General features: G+C 66.7%; 17 protein-coding genes. 6 read left to right on the top strand and 11 right to left on the bottom strand.

The genetic code is table 11. The features are described from left to right. The first annotated feature begins 200 nt into the window (after window positions 1-200). Window positions 201-833 carry a TetR/AcrR family transcriptional regulator gene (locus J3R73_RS00065; protein WP_307421315.1) on the top strand — a complete coding sequence of 211 codons (633 nt, stop codon included), beginning with the start codon at window positions 201-203 and terminating at the stop codon, window positions 831-833. A gap of 125 nt (window positions 834-958) precedes the next feature. Here the strand turns inward: J3R73_RS00065 and J3R73_RS00070 are convergent, their stop codons facing one another. The 9 genes from J3R73_RS00070 to J3R73_RS00110 all read right to left on the bottom strand — a co-directional run bounded on the left by J3R73_RS00070 (window position 959) and on the right by J3R73_RS00110 (window position 12,752). Further along, complete coding sequence (locus J3R73_RS00070) at window positions 959-1,237, bottom strand: hypothetical protein (RefSeq protein ID WP_307421317.1); 279 nt, start codon at window positions 1,235-1,237, stop codon at window positions 959-961. A 131-nt stretch (window positions 1,238-1,368) separates the two neighbouring features. Next, complete coding sequence (locus J3R73_RS00075; protein WP_307421318.1) at window positions 1,369-2,931, bottom strand: trimethylamine methyltransferase family protein; 1,563 nt, start codon at window positions 2,929-2,931, stop codon at window positions 1,369-1,371. Between the two features lie 112 nt (window positions 2,932-3,043). Beyond that, the gene (locus tag J3R73_RS00080; RefSeq protein ID WP_370879828.1) at window positions 3,044-4,393 is read right to left on the bottom strand and encodes an MFS transporter; all 1,350 of its coding nucleotides are present in this window, start codon (window positions 4,391-4,393) and stop codon (window positions 3,044-3,046) included. Window positions 4,394-4,425: 32 nt separating this feature from the next. Then, window positions 4,426-5,364 (bottom strand): PRC-barrel domain-containing protein, encoded by a 939-nt coding sequence (locus J3R73_RS00085; RefSeq protein ID WP_307421323.1) that lies wholly within the window; start codon window positions 5,362-5,364, stop codon window positions 4,426-4,428. A 126-nt stretch (window positions 5,365-5,490) separates the two neighbouring features. Next, complete coding sequence (locus J3R73_RS00090; RefSeq protein WP_307421325.1) at window positions 5,491-6,048, bottom strand: cytochrome b; 558 nt, start codon at window positions 6,046-6,048, stop codon at window positions 5,491-5,493. A 2,208-nt stretch (window positions 6,049-8,256) separates the two neighbouring features. Next, window positions 8,257-10,131, bottom strand: a complete 1,875-nt coding sequence (locus tag J3R73_RS00095) for a hypothetical protein (protein ID WP_307421327.1) — start codon at window positions 10,129-10,131, stop codon at window positions 8,257-8,259. Next, window positions 10,124-10,612 (bottom strand): ABC-three component system middle component 2, encoded by a 489-nt coding sequence (locus J3R73_RS00100; RefSeq protein WP_307421329.1) that lies wholly within the window; start codon window positions 10,610-10,612, stop codon window positions 10,124-10,126. The genes J3R73_RS00095 and J3R73_RS00100 overlap by 8 nt, the downstream gene beginning before the upstream one ends. Next, window positions 10,597-11,610, bottom strand: coding sequence for an ABC-three component system protein (locus J3R73_RS00105; RefSeq protein ID WP_307421330.1), 1,014 nt, complete (start codon window positions 11,608-11,610; stop codon window positions 10,597-10,599). Before J3R73_RS00105 ends, J3R73_RS00100 begins: the two co-directional genes overlap by 16 nt. Before the next feature lie 317 nt (window positions 11,611-11,927). Continuing rightward, entirely contained in the window at window positions 11,928-12,752 is an 825-nt protein-coding gene (locus J3R73_RS00110; protein WP_307421333.1) for an alpha/beta hydrolase, read from the bottom strand. 303 nt (window positions 12,753-13,055) lie between these two features. Here J3R73_RS00110 and J3R73_RS00115 point away from each other — a divergent pair, with 303 nt between their 5' ends. Both J3R73_RS00115 and J3R73_RS00120 read left to right on the top strand, forming a co-directional pair. Next, on the top strand, window positions 13,056-14,039 hold the full coding sequence (locus J3R73_RS00115) for a Gfo/Idh/MocA family protein (RefSeq protein WP_307421335.1): 984 nt from the start codon (window positions 13,056-13,058) through the stop codon (window positions 14,037-14,039). 337 nt (window positions 14,040-14,376) lie between these two features. Then, window positions 14,377-14,901 carry an HdeD family acid-resistance protein gene (locus J3R73_RS00120; RefSeq protein ID WP_307421337.1) on the top strand — a complete coding sequence of 175 codons (525 nt, stop codon included), beginning with the start codon at window positions 14,377-14,379 and terminating at the stop codon, window positions 14,899-14,901. A 183-nt stretch (window positions 14,902-15,084) separates the two neighbouring features. Here J3R73_RS00120 and J3R73_RS00125 read toward each other — a convergent pair whose 3' ends face one another. Further along, the gene (locus J3R73_RS00125; RefSeq protein ID WP_307421338.1) at window positions 15,085-15,756 is read right to left on the bottom strand and encodes a UPF0149 family protein; all 672 of its coding nucleotides are present in this window, start codon (window positions 15,754-15,756) and stop codon (window positions 15,085-15,087) included. 215 nt (window positions 15,757-15,971) lie between these two features. Between J3R73_RS00125 and J3R73_RS00130 the strand changes: the two genes are divergently transcribed. The 3 genes from J3R73_RS00130 (at window position 15,972) to J3R73_RS00140 (ending at window position 18,901) form a co-directional block, all read left to right on the top strand. Further along, complete coding sequence (locus J3R73_RS00130) at window positions 15,972-17,201, top strand: MFS transporter (RefSeq protein ID WP_307421340.1); 1,230 nt, start codon at window positions 15,972-15,974, stop codon at window positions 17,199-17,201. 87 nt (window positions 17,202-17,288) lie between these two features. Further along, the gene (locus J3R73_RS00135; RefSeq protein WP_307421341.1) at window positions 17,289-18,272 is read left to right on the top strand and encodes a glutathione S-transferase family protein; all 984 of its coding nucleotides are present in this window, start codon (window positions 17,289-17,291) and stop codon (window positions 18,270-18,272) included. Between the two features lie 5 nt (window positions 18,273-18,277). Further along, window positions 18,278-18,901, top strand: coding sequence for an alpha/beta hydrolase (locus J3R73_RS00140; protein ID WP_307436961.1), 624 nt, complete (start codon window positions 18,278-18,280; stop codon window positions 18,899-18,901). A 396-nt stretch (window positions 18,902-19,297) separates the two neighbouring features. On the opposite strand, the gene J3R73_RS00145 is transcribed toward J3R73_RS00140, so the two are convergent. After that, window positions 19,298-20,152 carry a hypothetical protein gene (locus J3R73_RS00145; RefSeq protein ID WP_307421343.1) on the bottom strand — a complete coding sequence of 285 codons (855 nt, stop codon included), beginning with the start codon at window positions 20,150-20,152 and terminating at the stop codon, window positions 19,298-19,300. Window positions 20,153-20,159 lie beyond the last annotated feature (7 nt).

The following is a 20,159-nucleotide window of genomic DNA, read 5'->3' on the forward strand; positions in this document are numbered from 1 at the left end:
CGGTTCCTCCAGCGAGCACGGCCCCTCAGGCCGGCGCGTGCCATGTGACGCATCCTCGGACGCGCAAAACCCCCCGAACGCTCGCCAAAAGCGAAATCGAACCGAACGGTTTAGTCATGGAGCTTGACTATCACGACTCCCTGCAGTAGGCAACCCGAAACCGAACCGTTCGGTCACCCATTTGTGCGAGGAGCTGCGAGATGCGCGCCAACGCCGCCGTCGAACCCGTCGTCGACAATGCCAAGCGCCGGCAGATCCTGGACGGCGCCCGCACGGTGTTCCTGCTGCACGGCTTCGAAGGCGCCAGCATGAACGACATCGCCAGGGAAGCGGGGGTTTCGAAGGGCACGCTCTATGTCTATTTCGAAAGCAAGGAGCGTCTCTTCTCGGTGATCGTCGACGAGGAGCGTGCCATCCATGTCGAAGGCATCTTCGATTTCGATCACGACAATGCCGATATCGAAGGCGTGTTGACGCGCATCGCGACCGAGATCACCACCTTCCTGTCCCAGCCGCGCATCATCTCGGCGATGCGGGCGGTGATGGGCATCGTCGAGCGCATGCCGGATCTCGGCGTGCAATTCTACGAGCGCGGGCCGTGCTATTCGCGCAACCACCTGGCGGCCTATCTCGACACCCGCGTGGCGGCGGGGCAGCTCGACATTCCCGACACCCAGCTGGCGGCCGCCCAGTTCCTGGAAATGGCCAATGCGCCGGTGGTCAAGCCGATGTTCTTCATGGCGAACAATGTGCCGCCGACCCGCGAGCGCGTGCGCGAGGTCGTCGCCTCCGCCGTCCGCGTGTTCATGGCCGGATATAGCGTGAAGCAGTAGGCTCGCGTGGCCGGCGGCCGCCGCTCCATGCCGCTTCCACAATGCAGGAAAGGCTCCGCAGCAGAGCGGAGCCTCGGGTCTTCATGCAGTCTTGCGGGCTGGCGACCGGTGATCGCCCTGCCTCCTCAGTAGCAGATGCGGACGCGTTCCCAATGCCAGCCGTAATAGTCGGCGACGCGGCGGCGCTCGATATGGCAGCTGCGGTAATAGACCGGGGCGGCCTCGTAATAATCCGAATTCTCATAGGCGGCGCCGGCGAGCACGCCGCCGAGCAGGCCGAGGCCGGCGCCGGCCGCGAAGGCGCCGTGATTGCCGTAGCGGGCTTCGGCGGAACCGGTGGTGGCGACAGCCGCGCCGGCCAGGGAGGCGGCAACCAGGACACCGGTCAGGATCTTCTTCAACATCGTCGTCTTCCTCTCGCTGGATCTGCGCGGCTTGCGCTCGATCGATGGGAAGATCATGGCCGAGGCCGGAAGGACCTGCCGTGCGAAACGGCACGAGGGTGGTTTGGAGCGCGGATGTCCGCGCTCCGGGATCAGTAGCTCGCGTCGGGCATCGAGGCCTTCTTGCGCTCGATGAAGTCGCGCAGCGCCTCGTCGATGCCGGGATCGATCGCCGGGGCCTCGTAGTCGGCCAGCGTCTTCTTCCAGATCTTGTTGGCGCGCTGGGCGGCGTCCTGCCGGCCTTCGGCTTCCCACTGTTCCACCGAATTGTTGTCGGCGACGGTGGAGCGATAGAAGGCGGTCTCGAAATTGGCCTGGGTGTGGGCGCAGCCGAGGAAATGGCCGCCCGGCTCGACCTGATGGAAGGCGTCCATCGCCTGGCCGTTCTCGGACATGTCGACGCCCTTGGCGAGCACATGCATGGCGCCGAGCTGGTCGAAATCCATGACGAACTTCTCGTAGGAGGCCGACAGCCCGCCTTCGAGCCAGCCGGCGGCGTGCAGCACGAAATTGGCGCCGCCGAACAAGGTCGGCAGCAGCGTCTGCGCGCTCTCATAGGCGGCCTGGGCGTCCGGGATCTTGGAGGCGCACAGCGAGCCGCCCGAGCGGAAGGGCAGCTTCATGCGGCGGGCGAGCTGGCCGGCGCCGTAGATGGCGAGCGCGGCTTCCGGCGTGCCGAAGGTAGGCGCGCCCGACTGCATCGACAGGGTGGAGACGAAGGTGCCGAAGATCGCCGGCGCGCCGGGGCGCACCAGCTGAAGGAAGGAGATGCCGGCCAGCACCTCGGCCAGCACCTGCGTCAGCGTGCCCGCCACCGTCACCGGGCTCATGGCGCCCGACAGGATGAAGGGGGTGATGATGCAGGCCTGGTTGTTCTGAGCGTAGATGTCGGCGGCGCCGAGCATGGTGTTGTCCCACACCATCGGCGAATTGGCGTTGATCAGGCTGGTGCAGACGGTGTTCTGCTGAATATAGTCGGCGCCGAACAGGATCTTGGCCATGTCGACGGTGTCCTGCGCGCGTTCCGGCGCGGTGACCGAGCCCATGAACGGCTTGTCGGACAGCCGCATATGCGCATAGACCATTTCGAGATGGCGCTTGTTGACGGGAAGGTCGACCGGCTCGCACACCGTGCCGCCCGAATGGTGGATATAGGGGTTGGCATAGGCCATCTTCACGAAATTGCGGAAATCCTCGATCGTGCCGTAGCGGCGGCCCTTGTCGAGATCGTGCACGAAGGGCGAGCCGTAATTGGGCGCGAACACCGTGGCGTTGCCGCCGATCTGCACGTTGCGCTCGGGATTGCGCGCATGCTGGATATATTGCGAGGGCGCTGTCGAGATCAGCTTGCGGGCGAGGCCGCGCGGGAAGCGCACGCGCTCGCCCTTGATGTCGGCGCCGGCGCCCCTGAGCAGTTCGAGGGCGCGCGGATAGTCGCGGAACTCGATGCCGATCTCTTCGAGCAGCGTCTCCGCATTGTGCTCGATGATCTGCATCGCCTCCTCGGAGAGGACCTCGGTCAGCGGCAGGTTGCGGCTGATATAGGGGATGGAGACGCCGCTGCGCTGGACGCGCGCCGCGCGCCGGGCATCGCGCCCGCGCCGGCCGGCGGGCGCTTCGGTTTGCGTGATGAGGCCGTCTGCTGCGTCCGACATGGCGTTCTCCCGACGATGATCGGCCTGTCATAGGGGAGAGCGCCGCCGGCTCGCCGCCCAAGCCCGCCGCCGATTTGCTGGAAAGCGACGCGGGTGGCGGAGCGAGGACAGGTCAGCGCGGCGGGGAGGGCCGCGGCCGTGTCTCCGGCAGCGCCAGGAGGACGAGCAGAAAGCCGGCGGCGGCGATGCAGGCGAGCATGCGGAAGGCGGCATAGCTGCCGAAATCGTCGGCGACGAAGCCCGCGAGCGTGGTGCTGATCGAGGCGCCGATGCCCATGGCGCAGCCGACGGCGCCCTGGGCCAGATTGAAATGGCCGCCGGCATGGGCGACGTCCACGATGATCAGCGGCACGAGCACGCCGAGGGCCGCCGCCGACAGGCCGTCGAGGATCTGGACCACCACCAGGATTTCGGGATTGCTCACCATCGAGAAGAGCACGCCGCGCACGAGCAGCGCGGCAAAGCCGAGCAGCAGAGGCAGGCGGCGCCCCCAGCGCTGCGCCGCCCGGCCGACGAAGGGCGACAGCACCGTGACGGTGAATTGCGGCACGATCATCGCCGCCGCGACCATCACCGTCGCCGCCTCGCGCGAGCGCATGGTCAGCACGCTCGCCGCCAAAGGCAGCATGGCGGCATTGGCGAGATGGAACATCATGACGCAGGCCGCGAAGATGAGGAGCGCCCGGTTGCGGGCGAGCTCGATGAAGCCGGCGACGAGATTGCTTCGGCCCTCGGCGGCCGCGATCGCCGCCGGCGAGGGCGCGATCTCCTCGGCGCGGATGCGCGACAGCGCATAGAGGGCCGGCAGCGCCATGGCGGCAGCGAGAAAGAACACCGCGTGGCTCGACAGATAATAGCCCGCCACGCCCATCGCGGCAGCGGCGATGCCGGTGCCGGCCGAGGCGAAGGAGGCATTGCGGCCGAGCCTTGCGCCGATATGCTCCGTCCGCGAGACCCGCACGCTGAGCGAGACGATGGCGAGGCCGAGCACGCTGCTCGCCGCCGCATGCACGACGCGGGACAGCAGCACCACGGGAAACAGCGGCCAGGCGGCGAAGGCGAACGCGCAGACGGCGATCAGCGCCAGCGAAACGGCGCTCGCCGCCCGCACCGAGCGGACCCGGTCGACGAGGATGCCGAGGGGGATCTGGCCGACGAGGCTGACGAGGCCGCCGATGGTGAGGATGAGGCCGATATCGACCTGCGTCCATTTCTGCGTGGTCAGGAAGACGGCGACGAAGGGGCCGAAGCCGGTCTGGATATCGGCGACGAAGAACACCAGCGCATCGAGCCCGTGCCGGCTGCGGGCGGACAAGGGCGGGGGCTCCTCGCGGGCGGCAGGCATGGGGGATCGCCCTTCCGCAGCGTCCCGCCGAGGCTCACGCTCCGGGATGCGCCCGAATTTCTGTTCCTCGACAGCCGCCCCGGGGTGGCTGCGATGCTCCGTCTTCCGGTCTGCCATGCCCGGTCAGCTCTCTCCATGCTTCGACGAGATCAAGGTTTCTGCTTCTGGGCCGGGACGCCCTCGGGCGTCGGCGCGGCGGGAGCAGGGGGAACGGCAGGCGGCGCGGCCGGGGCCTGGACGGCCGGAGCCTGGGCGGCCGGAGCCGCCGCGGCCGGTGGCTGGGCGGGTGGCGCCTGGGCGGCTGGCTGTGGTGCGGCCGGCTGGGCGGGAGCCGCCGGTTGCGGCGGCGGAGCGGCGGGGGCGTCCGCCCGGCCGACGACGATGATGGGCTCGCCCTGCTTGTAGACCGGTGCCGTTCTCAATTGGTTGCGCGTGAGGTCGGTCACGATCGTCTGCATGTTGCCGTCCTTGGCGAAATGCAGCAGCCGCCAGTCGACGGCGATCTCCCGCGTGCCGATGCCGAGGAAACCGCCGAAATCGATGATGGCGGCCCGCACCATGCCGCTGCGGTCCACCACGACATCGATGATGCGGCCCATGTCGTCGCCATTCGTGCTCTGTACCGACTTGCCGAGCAGCGTGTCGGCGGCGCTCTCGTCGATGACGACGGCCGGCGTCTCGGTGCCGGGCGCCTGGGGCTCGCTCCCCTTGGCTGGCGTCCCCTTGGCTGGTGTCTCCTGTGCCGGCGTTCCTTGGACCGGCGTTCCCTGGGCCGGCGCCGCCTGCGGAGCGGGAGCCGGCTGGGCGGCAGCCGGCGGCGCGGGCGCGGCTTGCGCCGGCTTGTCCGTGCCGGGCACCTTCTGGGGCGGCGGGCCCGGTGCCGGGACGGCGGCGGTGCCGCCGTCATGCGCCGGCTGGACGGCCGGCGCGTCCTGCGCCAGGCCGTTGCCGGGTGCCGCCAGGACGAACAGCGCCAGGACGAACAGCGCCAGGCATGCGGCCAGCCAGCGGCCGGGCGCCGGCGCGCCGGTTCTCTCCCTCGCCGGAACGAGGGGCGAAGGTCCCATCGATGCGGCCTCGATCAGCATGGCTCGCCTGCGCTCATTCCGGGCTCTCCGACTCCACAAGGCCACATGCCCGCTCCAGTCTTAGAGCGATTCCGCTTATCCACCAAGCGAGAGCGCTGCGATGGCACAGGTGCGGCCGCCCGGCGGTCATCGCGTGCCGATCATGCGCGCGAGAACCTCGTCGCGCCTGACGAAGACATGCCAGGCCACGGCGAGGAGATGCAAAGCGAGCACGGCGCCGAGGGTCCAGGCGCCCCCATAATGCAGGCCGGCTCCCAGCATGGCGTTGGCCTTGTCGCGCGGCAGCAGGTTCGGCCAGGAGAACAGGCCGAACCAGGGCAGGGTGTTGCCCCCCGAGGCGGAGGTCAGATAGCCGGTGAGCGGCATGAACAGCATGAGGACATAGAGCCCGGCATGGCCCGCCTTGGCGGCGAGATGAGCGAGCCGGCCGGGCGGAACCCGAAAGGCCGGCTCGCCGGCGACCAGCCGGTAGAGGATGCGCAGGCCGATCAGCGCCAGCACCGTCATGCCGAGCGATTTGTGGATGTCGAGCAGCCCCCGGCGGAGCGGGGTGCCCTGCACGAGCCAGGCGCTCCAGACCCCCAGGCCGATGGCGGCGAAAATCAGGGCGGCCATCAGCCAATGGAAGCCGCGCTGGAGCCGGTCATAGCCGTAGCGCGGAGAAGGGATCGGTAAAGTCGACATCGCTGACCTGATCGAATCGGCCGATCCGGATGGATCGCTGGAACGCCCTTTGCTGGGTGATCCTGGCCGAATTCGGGCGCGCGGCTGCATCCGGAGGCACGGATCTCTCCCCGGGTGCGCGGACGTCCCGTCCGCCCTCGAAACGCCGCGCCTGTGGGTTGGCGTCTTTCCTGGGAGCGCGGGCGTCTCGCCCGCCCTGGAAACGCCGCGCCCGCCGGTTGAAACGTTGCGCTTGGGGTTGGCAAGAGCGGGCGAGACGCCCGCGCTCCCAGGGAGGAGCGCCGAGCCGGCTCGGGCCGACATCTGCCTCGCCGCGCCGCAAGGGCCGGCCCGGGCGTTTTCGGCGTTCTGCGGCGCGCTCGAAGGTTGAAGCGTTGCACCTCTGGGTTGGGAAGAGCGGGCGAGACGCCCATAAGCGCTAACTTAACTTAGACGGGCATAACGCTCGGGTCTCCCTTCCCCCTTGCGGGCTCCGCATTTCCTGCGGAAATGTCGGGGGGTAAGGGATGGGGGTCGAGACATGGTCTCGACCGAGGAGATTGTCGTCCCGACCCCCACCCTTCTATTCCCTCCCCACAAGGGGGAGGGGGTCCCAAATGTCACGTTTATCAATCTAAAGTTAGCGCATATGGGCGAGACGCCCGCGGTCCCAGGGAAGAACGCCGAACCGGCGGCAATAGTGCGGTCGGTCATCCCGGACGCGATGCGGCACGTCAGTGACGCATCGCGTCCGGGATCGCGGGCAGGATGAGGTTCCCCAGGCGCGCGGTCCCGTGTCTGCACCGCACCCTTGCAGGGTGCCGTGCGCACGGGATGACGGGTGATGGCTCTGCGGACATGCGTCTTCGTCGCCGCGCCCTGAGCGGGCCGGATTGTGCAAGGGAAGATCGGGGCGACGACGGCTGTTCTGGGTCAGCCGTGGTGCGGTGTAGTGTCGTGGTCGTGAAGAAGCGGGCCTCGCATGTTGTGCAAGGCCGCCGTCGCCCCTTTCCCGCCGGGCCAGACGCGCCAACAGGCAACGCGCCGAGGCTCGGCTCTTTCCCGTCGATCCGGATCAAGCCTTCGGCCTGAGCCAGACTGCCGGACGGGAGGCATCGCCGGCGCCGGAGGGCACGGTTCCCTCCATCACCAGCCATGCCGGACAGGCCCCGCGCCCTTCACCGCTTCCGGGCCAGGGAAGCCGGTCGGGACGCGCAAAGCCTCACCCACGGAACGGGCGGGACAGGGGCCTTGGCGGACGGCTTATATCTTCGCCGCACCCCGCCGGCCGGGCAGCCGGGTCCCCGTGCTGCTGCGGCCGCGGACGCTGCGGGCCGGGTTTGCCGGCCGCCGGCGTCCGACAAGGCGATCCGGCCTGGAAGGCCGGCGCCTCTCCTGTCTCGCGCGGGATCGAGGGCAGGCCCGAAAGCGGCCCGATCCCGGCACGTTCCTCATCGAGCCCCGTGTGCAGACCTGACGGCCGGGTGATCGCACACCCGGCGCTACCGGATGTCGGCGGTCCCGGCATTGCTCGTAAGAGCAATGGGGCGGTCTGCAGCGATCCCTCTTAGCGCCGGCCCAGCCATGGTTTCCAACACCATGACAGAGTGGACAAGAACCTCGATGCGGCTGGCGCGCCGCAGGCGTAAACCGGGATCGGCCGGAGTGGGTGGAAGGCACGGGGCGGTATCGCGAACCTTGGCCCCGCCGCGCTTCTTTCCGAGGGAAAGTAGGCCATGGGACAGGGCGGATGTCAAGATTTGTTCGTGTTTTGTCCTTATTGGTCCGCAGCCGGCGAACGCGACCTTTGTCGTAGCTGGGATGGTCCAATCGGATGTCACGTAAATATATTGGCACCCTAATTGCTCGATAGCAAGATCGGGCACTAATTGGGCGGCGCCCCCCGGGCTGTCGACTTGGGCAAAGGGTCGGTACCGTCGAACGGCACGGCCCCGCCGTAACTATGATCAACTGCCCTGGACGAGTTTCTAGATCCTATCATGCCAGTCATGCTGGGGATGCGCCTGGATCTGAAGATTGGGTACATTTGGCGTTATTCCGTCCGAAGCAGGAGGAAACATAGTGATTTATAGCGTAAACGCTCCGAAGAAATGCAACGACGGCATTGACTTCAGTCTTTACACCCATCCGGCACTGCCGGCCCTGGTGATGATCCAGGCGCCTACGGTATGCGGCACAGCCTTCTTGCACAGTGAGTGCATCCTGATTTCACACTGGGAAAAGGCCTTGTCTGCCCTCACCCGACTCGCCTGAGAACAAGTGGATCTTGACTCCGCCCGGCATTTCCGACGGTGGATCGTTGTTTTCTATGACATAGATCTGACCAACGTCATGGAGGCCGGCCAAGTGCTTGTAGAAGGCTTTATCCAGTGAGGTACCCGCTATTGCCTTCTCGTCCGCATCGAGTTCGCCGTGGCGTTTGTAGTGGATGGGCTTGCGATAAGTGACGAGCGGAGAATCTAACACCACGAAGCCCGGATGCGGCAGCCCGTTGGTCCGGCAGTAGACCATCACGGCGACAGCGAAGGCGGAATGGAATACGGCTTTGACACCCTTGCCGTTCTGGCTGCGAGGCCGCCCGTTGATCGCGATATCCTGCCGCCGTTCGTCCCAGGTGACGGCCTCGATGCCGGGGTACTTCCAGGCCGTGAGCACATCCCTGACGACTTGGGCGAACTTGTGCCCGGTCGGGCCGTCGATGCCTATCATCAGCCCTTCAGCCTTCTGCCTGCCCACCCTGATGGCGGCGATGGCATTGCGCTTGATTTGCAGCGCGGACCGCCTCGACCTCAGTTCCCAGACAGCCTCAAGCTTGCCGAGTCGCTCCGCCGCTGCCTGGTAATCTCGCCGGGTAGTCGCTTCCTGGGGTTTGAGACGGGAGATCACCGCGCCCTGCCTCCCGATCTCGCCGGACAAGAATTCGATGCGAAGGTTCAACGTGGCTTGTTCATCCTCGACGCTAGTAAGCGCCGCCTCGAGGCCACGCATATCGCGTCGAATTTTCGCGATCTCGGCCAGGGCCGTTGCATGCTGACGGTCGAGGTCGCTGAGTTCATGGGGAAGATGCTGGTCGCCCGGCAGAGCGCCGCACATGGGGCAAGGCTGGTCTTCGAAGCGTTGCAGGAGGAACCCGCCTTCCTCGATCGCTTCGAGGCGCCTGATGTCGGTACGATAGGTTTCCTGCAGCTCAAGGAACCTAGCCTTCATCGCCACCAGTTGTCCGAGCTTGGAGCGATCAGCCTCTAGGGTGTCGAGAAGTCCGCGCCTCTCTTGCATCGCCACGTCGAGCCGCTGCTGGGTATCACCAAGGGAGTTGCCGAAATCCTCGAGCTGTTCGGATAATCGTTTGATCTCGGCGTCAAGGGTGTCCATTTTGGCACCGCCGAGCTGCCCGTCGATTTCGCCAATCATCTCGTCGAGAAGTTCGACCTTGCCGTCGTTACTTGCTTTGAGCGCCTTCTCGTTGGGCACCTCGATGACGTTGGAATCGTCTTGGCCGGTCAGGATAAACCGGAAGACATTCTTGTTGAGGGTAGGTCCATTCTTTGGGCTGACGATGGTAGGGCTGTCGGCGGTGAACATCCTGTCCTCGTCGATCGCGAGGTAGGGCATGAAGTGCCGAATGGAAAAGGGCACCAGCTGCGCTGCCTCGGTGGCGGCGATTCTGGCGTCTTTGATGCCGATGCTCTCAAGTAGCAGTTCGGAGACGCTACCGCTTTTGCCCCTGCCATGATCGGCAGACACAACCGTGCCCGTCCGACCGGCCAAATCGCCGTCGCGGGCCAGCCCGTCATAGACCTTGAGACCGCCGCCCCTGCGTGCCCGCTCTAGCGTCACCTGCCGCCCATCTCCTAGAGTCAGGCCGAGCAGCACTTTAGTGTATTTCGCCCCTTGCTCTAGGATGTCGGGTCGGTCGCCACCCAGCATAAAGTTGATGGCCTGCAGCGAGTAGGACTTGCCAGCGTTCGATCCGCCATAGACGAGAGTAAGTCCTTCCCCGAACTCTATGCCAGCCGGTTCCAGGCCGCCACCGGTGAACGTGAGGTGCTCGAGCCGAATCTTGGGAAGCATGGCTTCAGGCATCGGACAGCCCGCCTTCTTCCCGAAATTCGAGGCTCCAACGTTCGATGTTACCACGTAGGTGGGACAGGAATTCGTCCCCGGCTTCCCGCCACTGTTCGGCCAGCCATTTCGAACGTGCAAAGAGATCGACGTTATATTCGGTTCCCATGAGCCTCACGAAGGCTGGCGCATCCTCGGATGCAGCAAAGCGCAGCCCATCTTTGGCCTCCACTACATCGACGAGGCTGGCACGCCGCATCAAGCGCAGGCCGTCCTGAATGACGCGCCGGCGCACGTGGTACTCGCCGACGCGCGACCCGATGGCCGGATGAAGGCTCGGTGGCCCGCCTATATCTTCGGTGTGCACGACGAAATAGTCGAACAAAGACATCGTATCGAGATCCAGCGTTTTCGGATGGCAAGCTTCGAGGATCAGGAGCGCACGCACCCCTGTCTCAACGCTGCCGTTAAAGAGTCGTGGATCAGTTACGGCTTCGTCCATGGCATCACCCCCTCGTTGGCGAGATGGTGGCAGGTGCCTTGACGCACCTGCACGGATGCCCTGCGATGCCGGCCGAAGATGCCGCCGACCTCGATGGCGCCAGCCCTTTCCATCACCCGAGTTAGCCGCTCGAAGCCGTAGGTGCTGGTATAGGTCTCGAACACGCCGGCATGAACCTCATCGTTGAATACCTGCAGGTGCCCAGGGTCGAGGTTATCCCGGAAGTGCCGGCGGAAGGAGTCGGCGTCAAAGTACCGACGTCTCTGCATGGTTAGGTGCATACCATTTTCGGCGTCGGCCAGCACCGCGTCGGCGTCTGGATATGGACGCCCGGCTCGCTCGGAATAAATGGAGACAAGCTGTCCGATGTAGACGGCCTCCTCGTTGGCAATCGAGATGGGTACCGTACCCCTAGGCGCTTCGCCAGGATCGTCGCCGAAGGTATCGGCCAAGAGCTTATTCATGCCAGGAAGAGCTAGCATCTTGTCGACGTCCCAGCCCTCGACGTTCTGAAACGCGAAGCTCTTGATGACCTGCTGCAGCGTCGAGGCCATTGGAACCGCTTCTCCGTTCGTCCTGATCTTGCGCGAGCACCGTGCGTCCCATTCGGACAGCATCATTGCCCGGAAACGCTCGGGATTGTGGAGCAGTTCTTCCGCACCGCGATTGAAGCCCTTGGGTGCCACGAAGAAGTATTTTCGTGGAGCGGTGAAGTGTCCTTCCGAGGCGAAGTAGAGGGTTTTACCGATCTCTTCGAAGAGTGTCGCTGCGTCGAGCGGCTTGGCTAACATCTTGCACTGGAAGTTGTCCCATTCGCCTTCGTGCCGCGCAGCGGTGACGAAGCCGCCGACGTCACGCCCCATGTCGGACGCGTCGCCAAATTCGTAATGGTCAACATAGCTACTGAGCTGCATGGCTACCCAGCGGTGCACGAACCGTTCCAGGCCTTTGGGGGACATCAAAAGGACGTCGTCGCGATATGTCAGCTTGCCGCTCATGCTATCCTCACGTTGCCCTTGAGGGCTTCGGATCCAGCGAAGAAACGTGAATATCGCACGGTGCCTAGAAGTGCGAGCCTCTTCCCGTTCAGAGGCTCACCGTCAGCATGCCCTTCGCGCTCTGGTCAATGGTGTTGCGCCGGAACTGGCCGCCATAGCTGACGTCGAAGGTAGTGCTGGGCGTGAGGTTGACATCGAGGCCGGCGTCGACAGGTGCCGGAAACGCCGGCTGTCGCGGTCAGCACGGCATAGCGAACCGTTGACCTTCAACGCGCCGTCCGCAATCGTCGTCGCACCGGCGAAGCCTGCGGAGCGGATCAGCGGCCGGCCAGATGCGCATCCATCCAGTCGGCGATCTGGCCGACGACCTGCGGTTCGATGCCGTCATAGCCATGCGGCGAGAGCGAGCCGCAGTCCTTGTGGTCGCCATCAAGGCCGCCTGCCACCATCATCACCCGCACATCGGGGCTGGCGCTGAGCGCCGCCGCGATCCTGCGGGCGTCCTGCGGCGGCGCGACGCTGCAGCGGTCGTCGCGGTTGGCGACGACGAGCGCCGGCACGCGCAGCTGCGCGGGGCCGGCGTCGAAGACCGTCTCGCCGCTGCCGCCCGGCACCGAAACCGATTCGGTCAGCACCACCCCGGCCACGCTCCCCGGACTGGCATGGGCCGCGCCGTTGACCGCCGCGATCGAGCCCTGGCTGGTGCCGAGCAGAAAGACCGGCCCGGGCTGCTGCATGCGCGCAAAGGCCGCGAGGTCCGCCACCACTTCGCCATAGGCCGCCGAACTGCGCAGGCCGCGCAGGTTCTGCCGATCGATGGTATCGGGAATCAGCACCGCATAGCCCCGCCGGTTCCACAAGCCGCGCGTGCGGACGACGAAATTGTGTCCGCGCCGGAGAGCGCCGTCGGCCGCAATACCGATATCGCCGGCGCCGCCCGGCAGCATCACGATGGTCGCACGCGGATGGGCCGGCGCGGCGAACAGCGCCCGCTGATGCCCGCCGCCGGCGAGCGGCATATCCACGATTCGGGTTGCCTGCGCTCGCGCCATGCCGGGCAGGACCGCCAGCGACAGCATGGCGATCACGGCGTTCAGGAGGGCGCTGTAATGACGGTGACGCTGCATAGGCTTGAAATCCATCTCTTTCCTCACTCCATGGGAGGCATCGTTGACGAAGGGCGGTGCCTCGCGGGACCGACCAGTCGATCGGCCTGTGCAAGGACGGGCGCCCCCATGCTCTAACTTTGCCGGAAGGCGTGACGATGGAGGGGCGATCACCGATCGCCCCTTTTTGGAAACGCCGGCGCGCCGGAGAGGAAGAGGTCGATCGGTGATCGACCTTCCACGACGCATAGGCCCTGTCGATTGCGCCGCCGATCGTTTTCTCCATTGGCCGCCCCGCGACGAACTGGCAGGATGGCGCGAAACAAGGGTGGAAGCACGATGGCGACACGATTGAACTGGGGGATTCTCGGCACGGGCTGGATTGCGGATCTCTTCGTCAGGGACCTGCAGCTGACCGGCCACACGGTCGCTGCCGTCGGCTCGCGCAGCCAGGCGGGCGCCGACCGCTTCGCCGGGACGTTCGGCATCCCCAACGCCCATGCGAGCTACAGAGCCCTGTGCGAGGATCCCGAGGTCGACCTGATCTATGTCGCGACCCCGCACCCGCTGCATGCCGAGAACGCGCTGATGGCCCTGGAGGCCGGCAAGCACGTGCTGGTCGAAAAGCCCTTCACCATCAATGCCGAGGAGGCCCGCCGCGTCGTCGACCTGGCGGAGGCGCGCAAGCTCGTGGTGCTCGAGGCGATGTGGACCCGCTTCCTGCCGCATATGGTGCGGGTGCGTGAGATTCTCGCCTCCGGCGTGCTGGGCACGGTCTATTCCGTCATCGCCGACCATACCCGCGACCTGCCGGACGATCCCGCCCATCGTCTCAACGCCCTGGAGCTCGGCGGCGGCGCCCTGCTCGATCTCGGTATCTATCCGATTTCCTTTGCCTGGGACGTGCTCGGCAAGCCCGAGGAGATCGTCTCCATGGCCCGTTTCAAGCAGACCGGCGCCGACGCCGAGATCGCCACCATCTTCCGCCATGCCGGCGGCGGGATGTCGACGACGATTTCGACCAGCGACAATGGCGGGCCGAACGTCGCCCTGGTTCTCGGTACCGAGGCGCGGATCGAATTTTCCGCCGTCTGGTACGAGCCGACCTCGTTCCGCGTCATCGACTGCCGCGGCGACGTGCTGGAGACCTTTTCGTCCGACGTGCCCGGGCGCGGCATGCAGTACCAGGCCGACGAGATCGAGCGGCTGGTGCGCGAAGGCCGGCTCGCCGGGGAGATCCTGCCGCCCGAGGAGACCGTCGGCATCATGGTGACGCTCGACACCATCCGCCGGCAGATCGGCCTGCGCTACCCGACGGAATAGGCGGCGCTGACTTTGCCAGGCGAGGCGCGACGATGGAGGGCGATCACCCGATCGCCGTTCCCGGAAACGCAGGGCCTGGTGGAAAGGATGAAGGCGATCGGTGATCGCCTCTCCCATCGCCGCCTATGGGGCGAGGCCGCTATTGCGGGGCGCCGGGAGGGCGAGACGGGCTCCATGCGTGCGCGCTGGCGGGGGGGCCAGGGGGGCGGCCCTTCGCTCGGCTCCAGCCGGAACGGCGGCGGCGAGCTCTTTGATCCCGGTCAAGCTGCCCGCTTTTTCGCGCGGTATGATTTGATGGTACCGTCAGCGCGCTGAGGGCATTCAAGGAGGGGAAGCGATGGAGACACTGCAACAATCCTGGCGATGGTTTCTCGTCATCGGCCTTATTTCGGTGGTGGGCGGCCTGTTCGCCCTCATCCATCCGGGCATCGCTTCGCTGGCGGTGGTTTATTGGGTGGGGTGGCTGTTCCTGGTCCTCGGCGCCGTCCAGCTCATTCAAGCCATGACGGTGAAGGCCTGGGGCGGCTTCTTCGAGGCGGCGGTGCTCGGCGTCCTCGCTTTGCTGCTCGGCGTCTCCATCCTGCTCGATCCGATCTCCGGCGCGATCTCGCTGACGGCGCTGATCGGCGTGCTGTTCCTGATCTACGGCATCGTCAAGGTGATGATCGCCTTCCGCATCCGGCGTTCCGTCAGCTGGATCTGGATGCTGCTGTCCGGCCTGGTCTCGATCCTGCTCGCGGTGATGATCTTCACCAATTTCCCGTGGTCGGCGCTGTCGCTGCTCGGCATCCTGCTCGGGGTGGAGCTTCTCGCCAACGGTCTCGCGCTGATCTTCACCGGCCTGGCGCTGCGCTCCGCCTGACGGGACGGTTTGAGGATGACACCGTCATCCCCGGCGAGCGCAGCGAGGGAAAGGGATCCATGGGCCGGGACCCCGCCCTATGGCATGGATCCTCTTCCCTCGCCGCTGCGCGGCTCGCCGAGGATGACGGGTGTTTTCAGCCCGTCCCGCTCCGCCCGACGGGCGGTTTCGTCCGTTCGGCCTTCAGTTCATGCCGCAGCATTTCTTGTATTTCCTGCCCGATCCGCAGGGGCAGGGATCGTTGCGCCCGACGCGGCCGGCGGCCGCGGCGAAGGGCGCCGGGGGAGCAGCCTCGCCCCGGCGCGCCGCGTTGAGGCGGTCGACATAGGGGCCGATCGCGTCATGGGCGGCGAGGGTGAGGCGCTCGATCTTCTTCGGCGGGAGCGTGCTTTTGTCGCTGCTGATCTCGATCAGCTCCATGAGGCCGCGATAGGCGCCGGCGACCTCCGGCCTGCCATTGCCATAGACCGTGCCGTAGAGCTCGGGCCGCAGCATCAGGGCCAGCTCGAAGCCTTCCATCCAGATTTCCCACAGAACCTCGTCGGTCCGCGGGTCCTCCATCAGCATCGGCTCGCAGCGCCGGGAAGGACTGTCGAGGATTTCGGCGACGTGATTGTAGTAGCGCATGATCAGGTCGAGCACCTCGCGGGCCTGGGCCTCGGAGGTGAAGACGGGCTCCTCGTTCTCCTCGCTGCGGCCCCAGACGACCGGCAGCCATTCGCTCGGCAGCACCGGTTCGGGGCAGAGGAGGACGCCGGTGAGAAAGCCGTCCAGCTGCGAGAGCATCAACACATCGTCGTCGAGCGCCATCAGGGCCTCGTCGAGACGCTCGAGATCGGGGAAGAAAACGGCCATGCCGGCTCCGTCGGGCCACTGGGAAACGATAAGCGATTGTCCTCCCGAAAGGGGTGTGCGCGCAAGGCGCCAAGAGCCGCGGCCGGCCTCGGGAGCCGATCCCGATTGCCGCCGCGGAAATTCCGCATGGACATCCCCGCCGCAGGATGCAATCGCAACGCTTTGCGCCGCAGCGTGCGATTGCCGAGAAAGATGTCCTGTTCCGTGATTTCCCGATGACCGACCTTCCTTCGCCGCGGGCCGGCGCTTTCCGCCACGCCGGCTTTACGCGCTACTGGCTCGCGCGCTTCCTCGGCAGCTTCTCCGCCCAGATCGTCGGCGTCGCGGTCGGCTGGCAGGTCTACGACCTGACGCGCAACCCCTTCGACCTCGGCCTCGTCGGCCTGATGCAGTTCCTGCCGGCCCTCCTCCTCGTGCTGGTGACCGGCACGGTCGCCGACCGCTTCGACCGCGTCGCCATCATGACGGGCTGCATCGCCGGAGAGGGGCTCTGCGCCCTGGCGCTGCTGGCGTTCACCCTGTCCGGCGGACAGGCCGCGGTGCCGATCTTCGCCACGCTGGTGGTGCTCGGCACGCTGCGCGCCTTTTTCGGCCCGGCGCAGCAATCGCTGATGGCCAACCTCGTGCCGGCCGAGGACCTCGCCGACGCCATCGCCTGGAGCACCACCTCCTGGCAGGTCTCGACCGTCCTCGGGCCGGTCGCGGGCGGCCTTCTCTACGGCCTGTCGGCCGGCACCGCCTATGGCACGGCGCTGGCGTTGCTCGCTGGCTCCGCCGCCCTGGCGGCCGCCGTCGCTTCGCCGCCCCGCAGCGCCCGCAGCGAGAAGCCGAGCTTCGAGGCGATGCTCGCCGGCATCCGCTACATCCGCAAGGAGAAGATCGTGCTCGGCGCCATCTCCTTCGACCTCTTCGCCGTGCTGCTCGGCGGCGCCACGGCGCTGCTGCCGGTCTATGCCCGCGACATCCTCGCCGTCGGCCCCTGGGGGCTCGGCCTGCTGCGCGCGGCGCCCGGCATCGGCGCGATCGTCGTGGCCGGCCTGCTGCTGCGCCGCCCGATCCGCGACCATGCCGGCCGGATCATGTTCGCCTGCGTGGCGCTGTTCGGCCTGTCCACCGCGGTGTTCGGCGCTTCCGGCGCGGTCTGGCTGTCGGTGGCGGCGCTTGCGCTGATGGGCGGCTTCGACATGGTGAGCGTCTATGTGCGCGAGACGCTGATCCAGCTGTGGACGCCGGATGCGGTGCGGGGGCGGGTGAATGCCGTCAACCAGGTGTTCGTCGGGGCGTCGAACGAGCTCGGCGAGTTCCGCGCCGGCCTTTCGGCGGGGCTGTTCGGCGCCGTGCCCGCCGTCATCCTCGGCGGCGCGGCGACGATCGCCGTGGCCGGGCTGTGGTGGCTGTGGTTTCCCGAGCTGCGCCGGGCGCGCCATCTCGACGGCAGGACGTGACGAGGAGGCGGAGCCTTCGACATGGGAGCGCCGTTGTCGTAGGAGGATGGCGGGCCCTTCGGGGCGCGCCGAAGAAGAGGGTTTCCCATGCTCGTGGACGGCAAATGGACTTCCGACTGGCACCCCGTGCAGGCCACGGACGAGAAAGGCGGTTTCGTCCGGCAGACATCCTCGTTCCGCAACTGGGTGACGCCGGACGGCGCGCCGGGGCCGACGGGCGAGGGTGGATTCGAGGCCGAGGCCGGCCGCTACCATCTCTATGTCGCGCTGATCTGCCCCTGGGCCTCGCGCACGCTGATCGGGCGCCAGGTCAAGGGCCTCGCCGAGACGATCTCCGTCTCGATCGTCGAGCCCGCGATGACCGACCAGGGCTGGCGCTTCGGCCTCTATCCCGGCGCCGTGCCGGACACCGTGAACGGCGCCACCTATATGCACGAAATCTATACGCGGGCCGATCCGCACTTCACCGGCCGCGCCACCGTGCCGGTGCTCTGGGACAAGCGGCGCGGCACCATCGTCAACAATGAATCCGCCGACATCCTGCGCATGATGAACAGCGGCTTCGGCGCGCTCGCCACCAAGGCGGTCGACCTCTATCCCGAGGACCTGCGCCCCGGCATCGACGCCCTCAACGCCGCCATCTATCCGCGGCTGAACAACGGCGTCTACCGCGCCGGCTTCGCCACCACGCAGGGCGCCTATGAGGAGGCCTTCGCCGACGTCTTCGGCATGCTCGACGAGCTCGAGCCGCGCCTTGCCGCCGGCGGGCCGCTGCTGTTCGGCGACCGGCTGACGGAGGCCGACATCCGCCTCTTCGTGACGCTGGTGCGCTTCGACGCCGCCTATCACGGCCTGTTCAAATGCAATCTGCGCCGCCTCGTCGACTATCCCGCGCTCTCCGCCTTCCTCACCCATATGCTCGACGTGCCCGGCGTCCGCGAGACCGTGAGCATCGACCACATCAAGCGCGGCTATTATTCGATCAAGGCGCTCAACCCCAACGGCATCGTGCCGCTCGGCCCGGACCTGCCGGGCCTGGCGCCCGTCAGCCTGGCGCGGAAGGCGTCGTGAGCGGCATGGCTGGCGAAAGCCTCGTCATCCTCTTCCATGGCGTCGCCGCCTTCGGCCACGACCTCGCGCCGCTGCGCGAAGCCCTGCGGCAATCGCTTCCGCGTGCGTCTTTCGCCGCGCCGAATGCGCCGTTTCCCTTCGCGCACGGCCCCGGCCGGCAATGGTACAGCCAGGACGGCATTTCGGCGGTCAACCGGCCCGCCCGCGTCGCGGCGGCCCGTCCCGCCTTCGACGACCTGCTCCGCGACATCCTCGAAGACCGCGACTTCGACCGCCGTCTCGACCGCGTGGCGCTGGTCGGCTTCTCGCAGGGTGCGATCATGGTGCTCGACGCGCTCGCCTCCGGGCGCTGGCCGGTCGCCGCCGTCGTCGCCTTTTCGGGCCGCCTGTCGTCGCCGCCGCCGTTGGCGCCTTCCCTGTCGACGTCGCTGCTGCTCGTGCATGGCGTCGCCGATCCCGTCGTTCCGCCGCAGGAAAGCGACCATGCCTTCACGGTGCTGAGAGGACTCGGCGTCAGGGTCGAGCGCCGCTTCCTGCCGGGCGTCGGCCATGTCGTCGCGCCCGAAGGCATGGCGCTGGCGACCGCCTTCCTCGATCGGGTGCTGTACGGGCGAAGGGCGGAGAGCTGAAGGGGGAGCCCGCCCTCCCGGGACCGCAGGCTTCCAGCCTGCATCTTTCCGGCAGACGCAGCGTTTCCAAGGGCAGGCTGGAAGCCCATATGCGCTAACATAACGGAAATACCCGCCTTCTCCCGGTTCGGGACACCGCATTTCCTTTGGAAATGCTTGGGGTCCCGGCAGGGGGATGAGGGTCTAAACTTCAACGCAGATAGCTCAATAGTCGCGCTGGAATTACAGAAGTCCAGACCCTCATCCGGCGCTTCGCGCCACCCCCAAGCATTTCCGCAGGAAATGCGAAGTCCCGCATGGGAGAAGGAAAATCGCGCTATTGTCGGCAAAGTTAGCGCATATGGGCTGGAAGCCTGCGGTCCCAGGGGACGATCGACGCTTCTTTTTCCACGGCCCTCAATTCGCCGCGCGCGGCGCGGCGGCGACGAAGTGGGTGGTGATCAGTTCGATGGCGCCGATCCGGTCGTCCCAGCGGGTCTCGTTGAGATTGTGCAGGCCGGGATGGCCGAGGCGGAGCGATTTGCCGGCGGCGAAGTCCGGATGGGCGAAATCGTGCTGGTGGAGGACGATCTGCGTGTTCCGGGGCACGTAGACGCTGCCCATGCGGCCATGGTCGAGGCCGATCGCCTCGGCGCGGTAGCGATAGGTGGTGACGATTTGCTTGCCGCGGCGCCCCTCGCCGTCGAGCGGCACGATGAACCAGACCTGCTCGTGATATTTGCGCGCCGGGTCCGGCCAGAGGCGCGAGGAGCGGCCGAGGCCGAGCCAGTGCTCGAAGACCCGCGCGTCGCGGTCCCCCGCATCCGAGCGCGCCTTGTCGTCGATCGGATGCGGGTCCGGCCCCGGATGGTCCGGCGTGGCCAGATAGGTGAGATATTCGACGGCGAAGGTGATCTCGACCGGCCGGTCGCCGCCGGCGCCGTCGGCGACGATCGTCCAGGTGCTGACCGGCGGGTCCCGGTCGAGTTCGATGGTGATCTCGCCGCCCGCGCCGCCCGTTGCGTCAGGCCAGCCGTCGCGCTCGATGGCGACGAGGCGGATCCTGAACCGGGGCTCGCGGATGTCGGCGGGGACGCCGCCCGGAAGACCGCCCTGCGCCAGCACGTCGCTCGCGCCGTAGTCGAACACCTGGTAGGTTCGGCGTCCGTCGACCCATAGATACAGTTCGAGCTCGTGATCGTGCGTGTTCGCGGCCGAATAATTGGCCGGATACCAGTTCTCGAGCCGGATCCGTACTTGCCTTACGCGCATGCCGCTT

Origin of the sequence: Labrys monachus (assembly GCF_030814655.1) — a bacterium.
Taxonomy (GTDB): domain Bacteria; phylum Pseudomonadota; class Alphaproteobacteria; order Rhizobiales; family Labraceae; genus Labrys; species Labrys monacha.

Excerpts from the sequence above, each read along its gene's own strand:
- J3R73_RS00065 (WP_307421315.1), top strand. The coding sequence starts at position 201 with ATGCGCGCCAACGCCGCCGTCGAACCCGTCGTCGACAATGCCAAGCGC.
- J3R73_RS00070 (WP_307421317.1), bottom strand. The coding sequence starts at position 1,237 with ATGTTGAAGAAGATCCTGACCGGTGTCCTGGTTGCCGCCTCCCTGGCC.
- J3R73_RS00075 (WP_307421318.1), bottom strand. The coding sequence starts at position 2,931 with ATGTCGGACGCAGCAGACGGCCTCATCACGCAAACCGAAGCGCCCGCC.
- J3R73_RS00080 (WP_370879828.1), bottom strand. The coding sequence starts at position 4,393 with ATGGCAGACCGGAAGACGGAGCATCGCAGCCACCCCGGGGCGGCTGTC.
- J3R73_RS00085 (WP_307421323.1), bottom strand. The coding sequence starts at position 5,364 with ATGCTGATCGAGGCCGCATCGATGGGACCTTCGCCCCTCGTTCCGGCG.
- J3R73_RS00090 (WP_307421325.1), bottom strand. The coding sequence starts at position 6,048 with ATGTCGACTTTACCGATCCCTTCTCCGCGCTACGGCTATGACCGGCTC.
- J3R73_RS00095 (WP_307421327.1), bottom strand. The coding sequence starts at position 10,131 with ATGCCTGAAGCCATGCTTCCCAAGATTCGGCTCGAGCACCTCACGTTC.
- J3R73_RS00100 (WP_307421329.1), bottom strand. The coding sequence starts at position 10,612 with ATGGACGAAGCCGTAACTGATCCACGACTCTTTAACGGCAGCGTTGAG.
- J3R73_RS00105 (WP_307421330.1), bottom strand. The coding sequence starts at position 11,610 with ATGAGCGGCAAGCTGACATATCGCGACGACGTCCTTTTGATGTCCCCC.
- J3R73_RS00110 (WP_307421333.1), bottom strand. The coding sequence starts at position 12,752 with ATGGATTTCAAGCCTATGCAGCGTCACCGTCATTACAGCGCCCTCCTG.
- J3R73_RS00115 (WP_307421335.1), top strand. The coding sequence starts at position 13,056 with ATGGCGACACGATTGAACTGGGGGATTCTCGGCACGGGCTGGATTGCG.
- J3R73_RS00120 (WP_307421337.1), top strand. The coding sequence starts at position 14,377 with ATGGAGACACTGCAACAATCCTGGCGATGGTTTCTCGTCATCGGCCTT.
- J3R73_RS00125 (WP_307421338.1), bottom strand. The coding sequence starts at position 15,756 with ATGGCCGTTTTCTTCCCCGATCTCGAGCGTCTCGACGAGGCCCTGATG.
- J3R73_RS00130 (WP_307421340.1), top strand. The coding sequence starts at position 15,972 with ATGACCGACCTTCCTTCGCCGCGGGCCGGCGCTTTCCGCCACGCCGGC.
- J3R73_RS00135 (WP_307421341.1), top strand. The coding sequence starts at position 17,289 with ATGCTCGTGGACGGCAAATGGACTTCCGACTGGCACCCCGTGCAGGCC.
- J3R73_RS00140 (WP_307436961.1), top strand. The coding sequence starts at position 18,278 with ATGGCTGGCGAAAGCCTCGTCATCCTCTTCCATGGCGTCGCCGCCTTC.
- J3R73_RS00145 (WP_307421343.1), bottom strand. The coding sequence starts at position 20,152 with ATGCGCGTAAGGCAAGTACGGATCCGGCTCGAGAACTGGTATCCGGCC.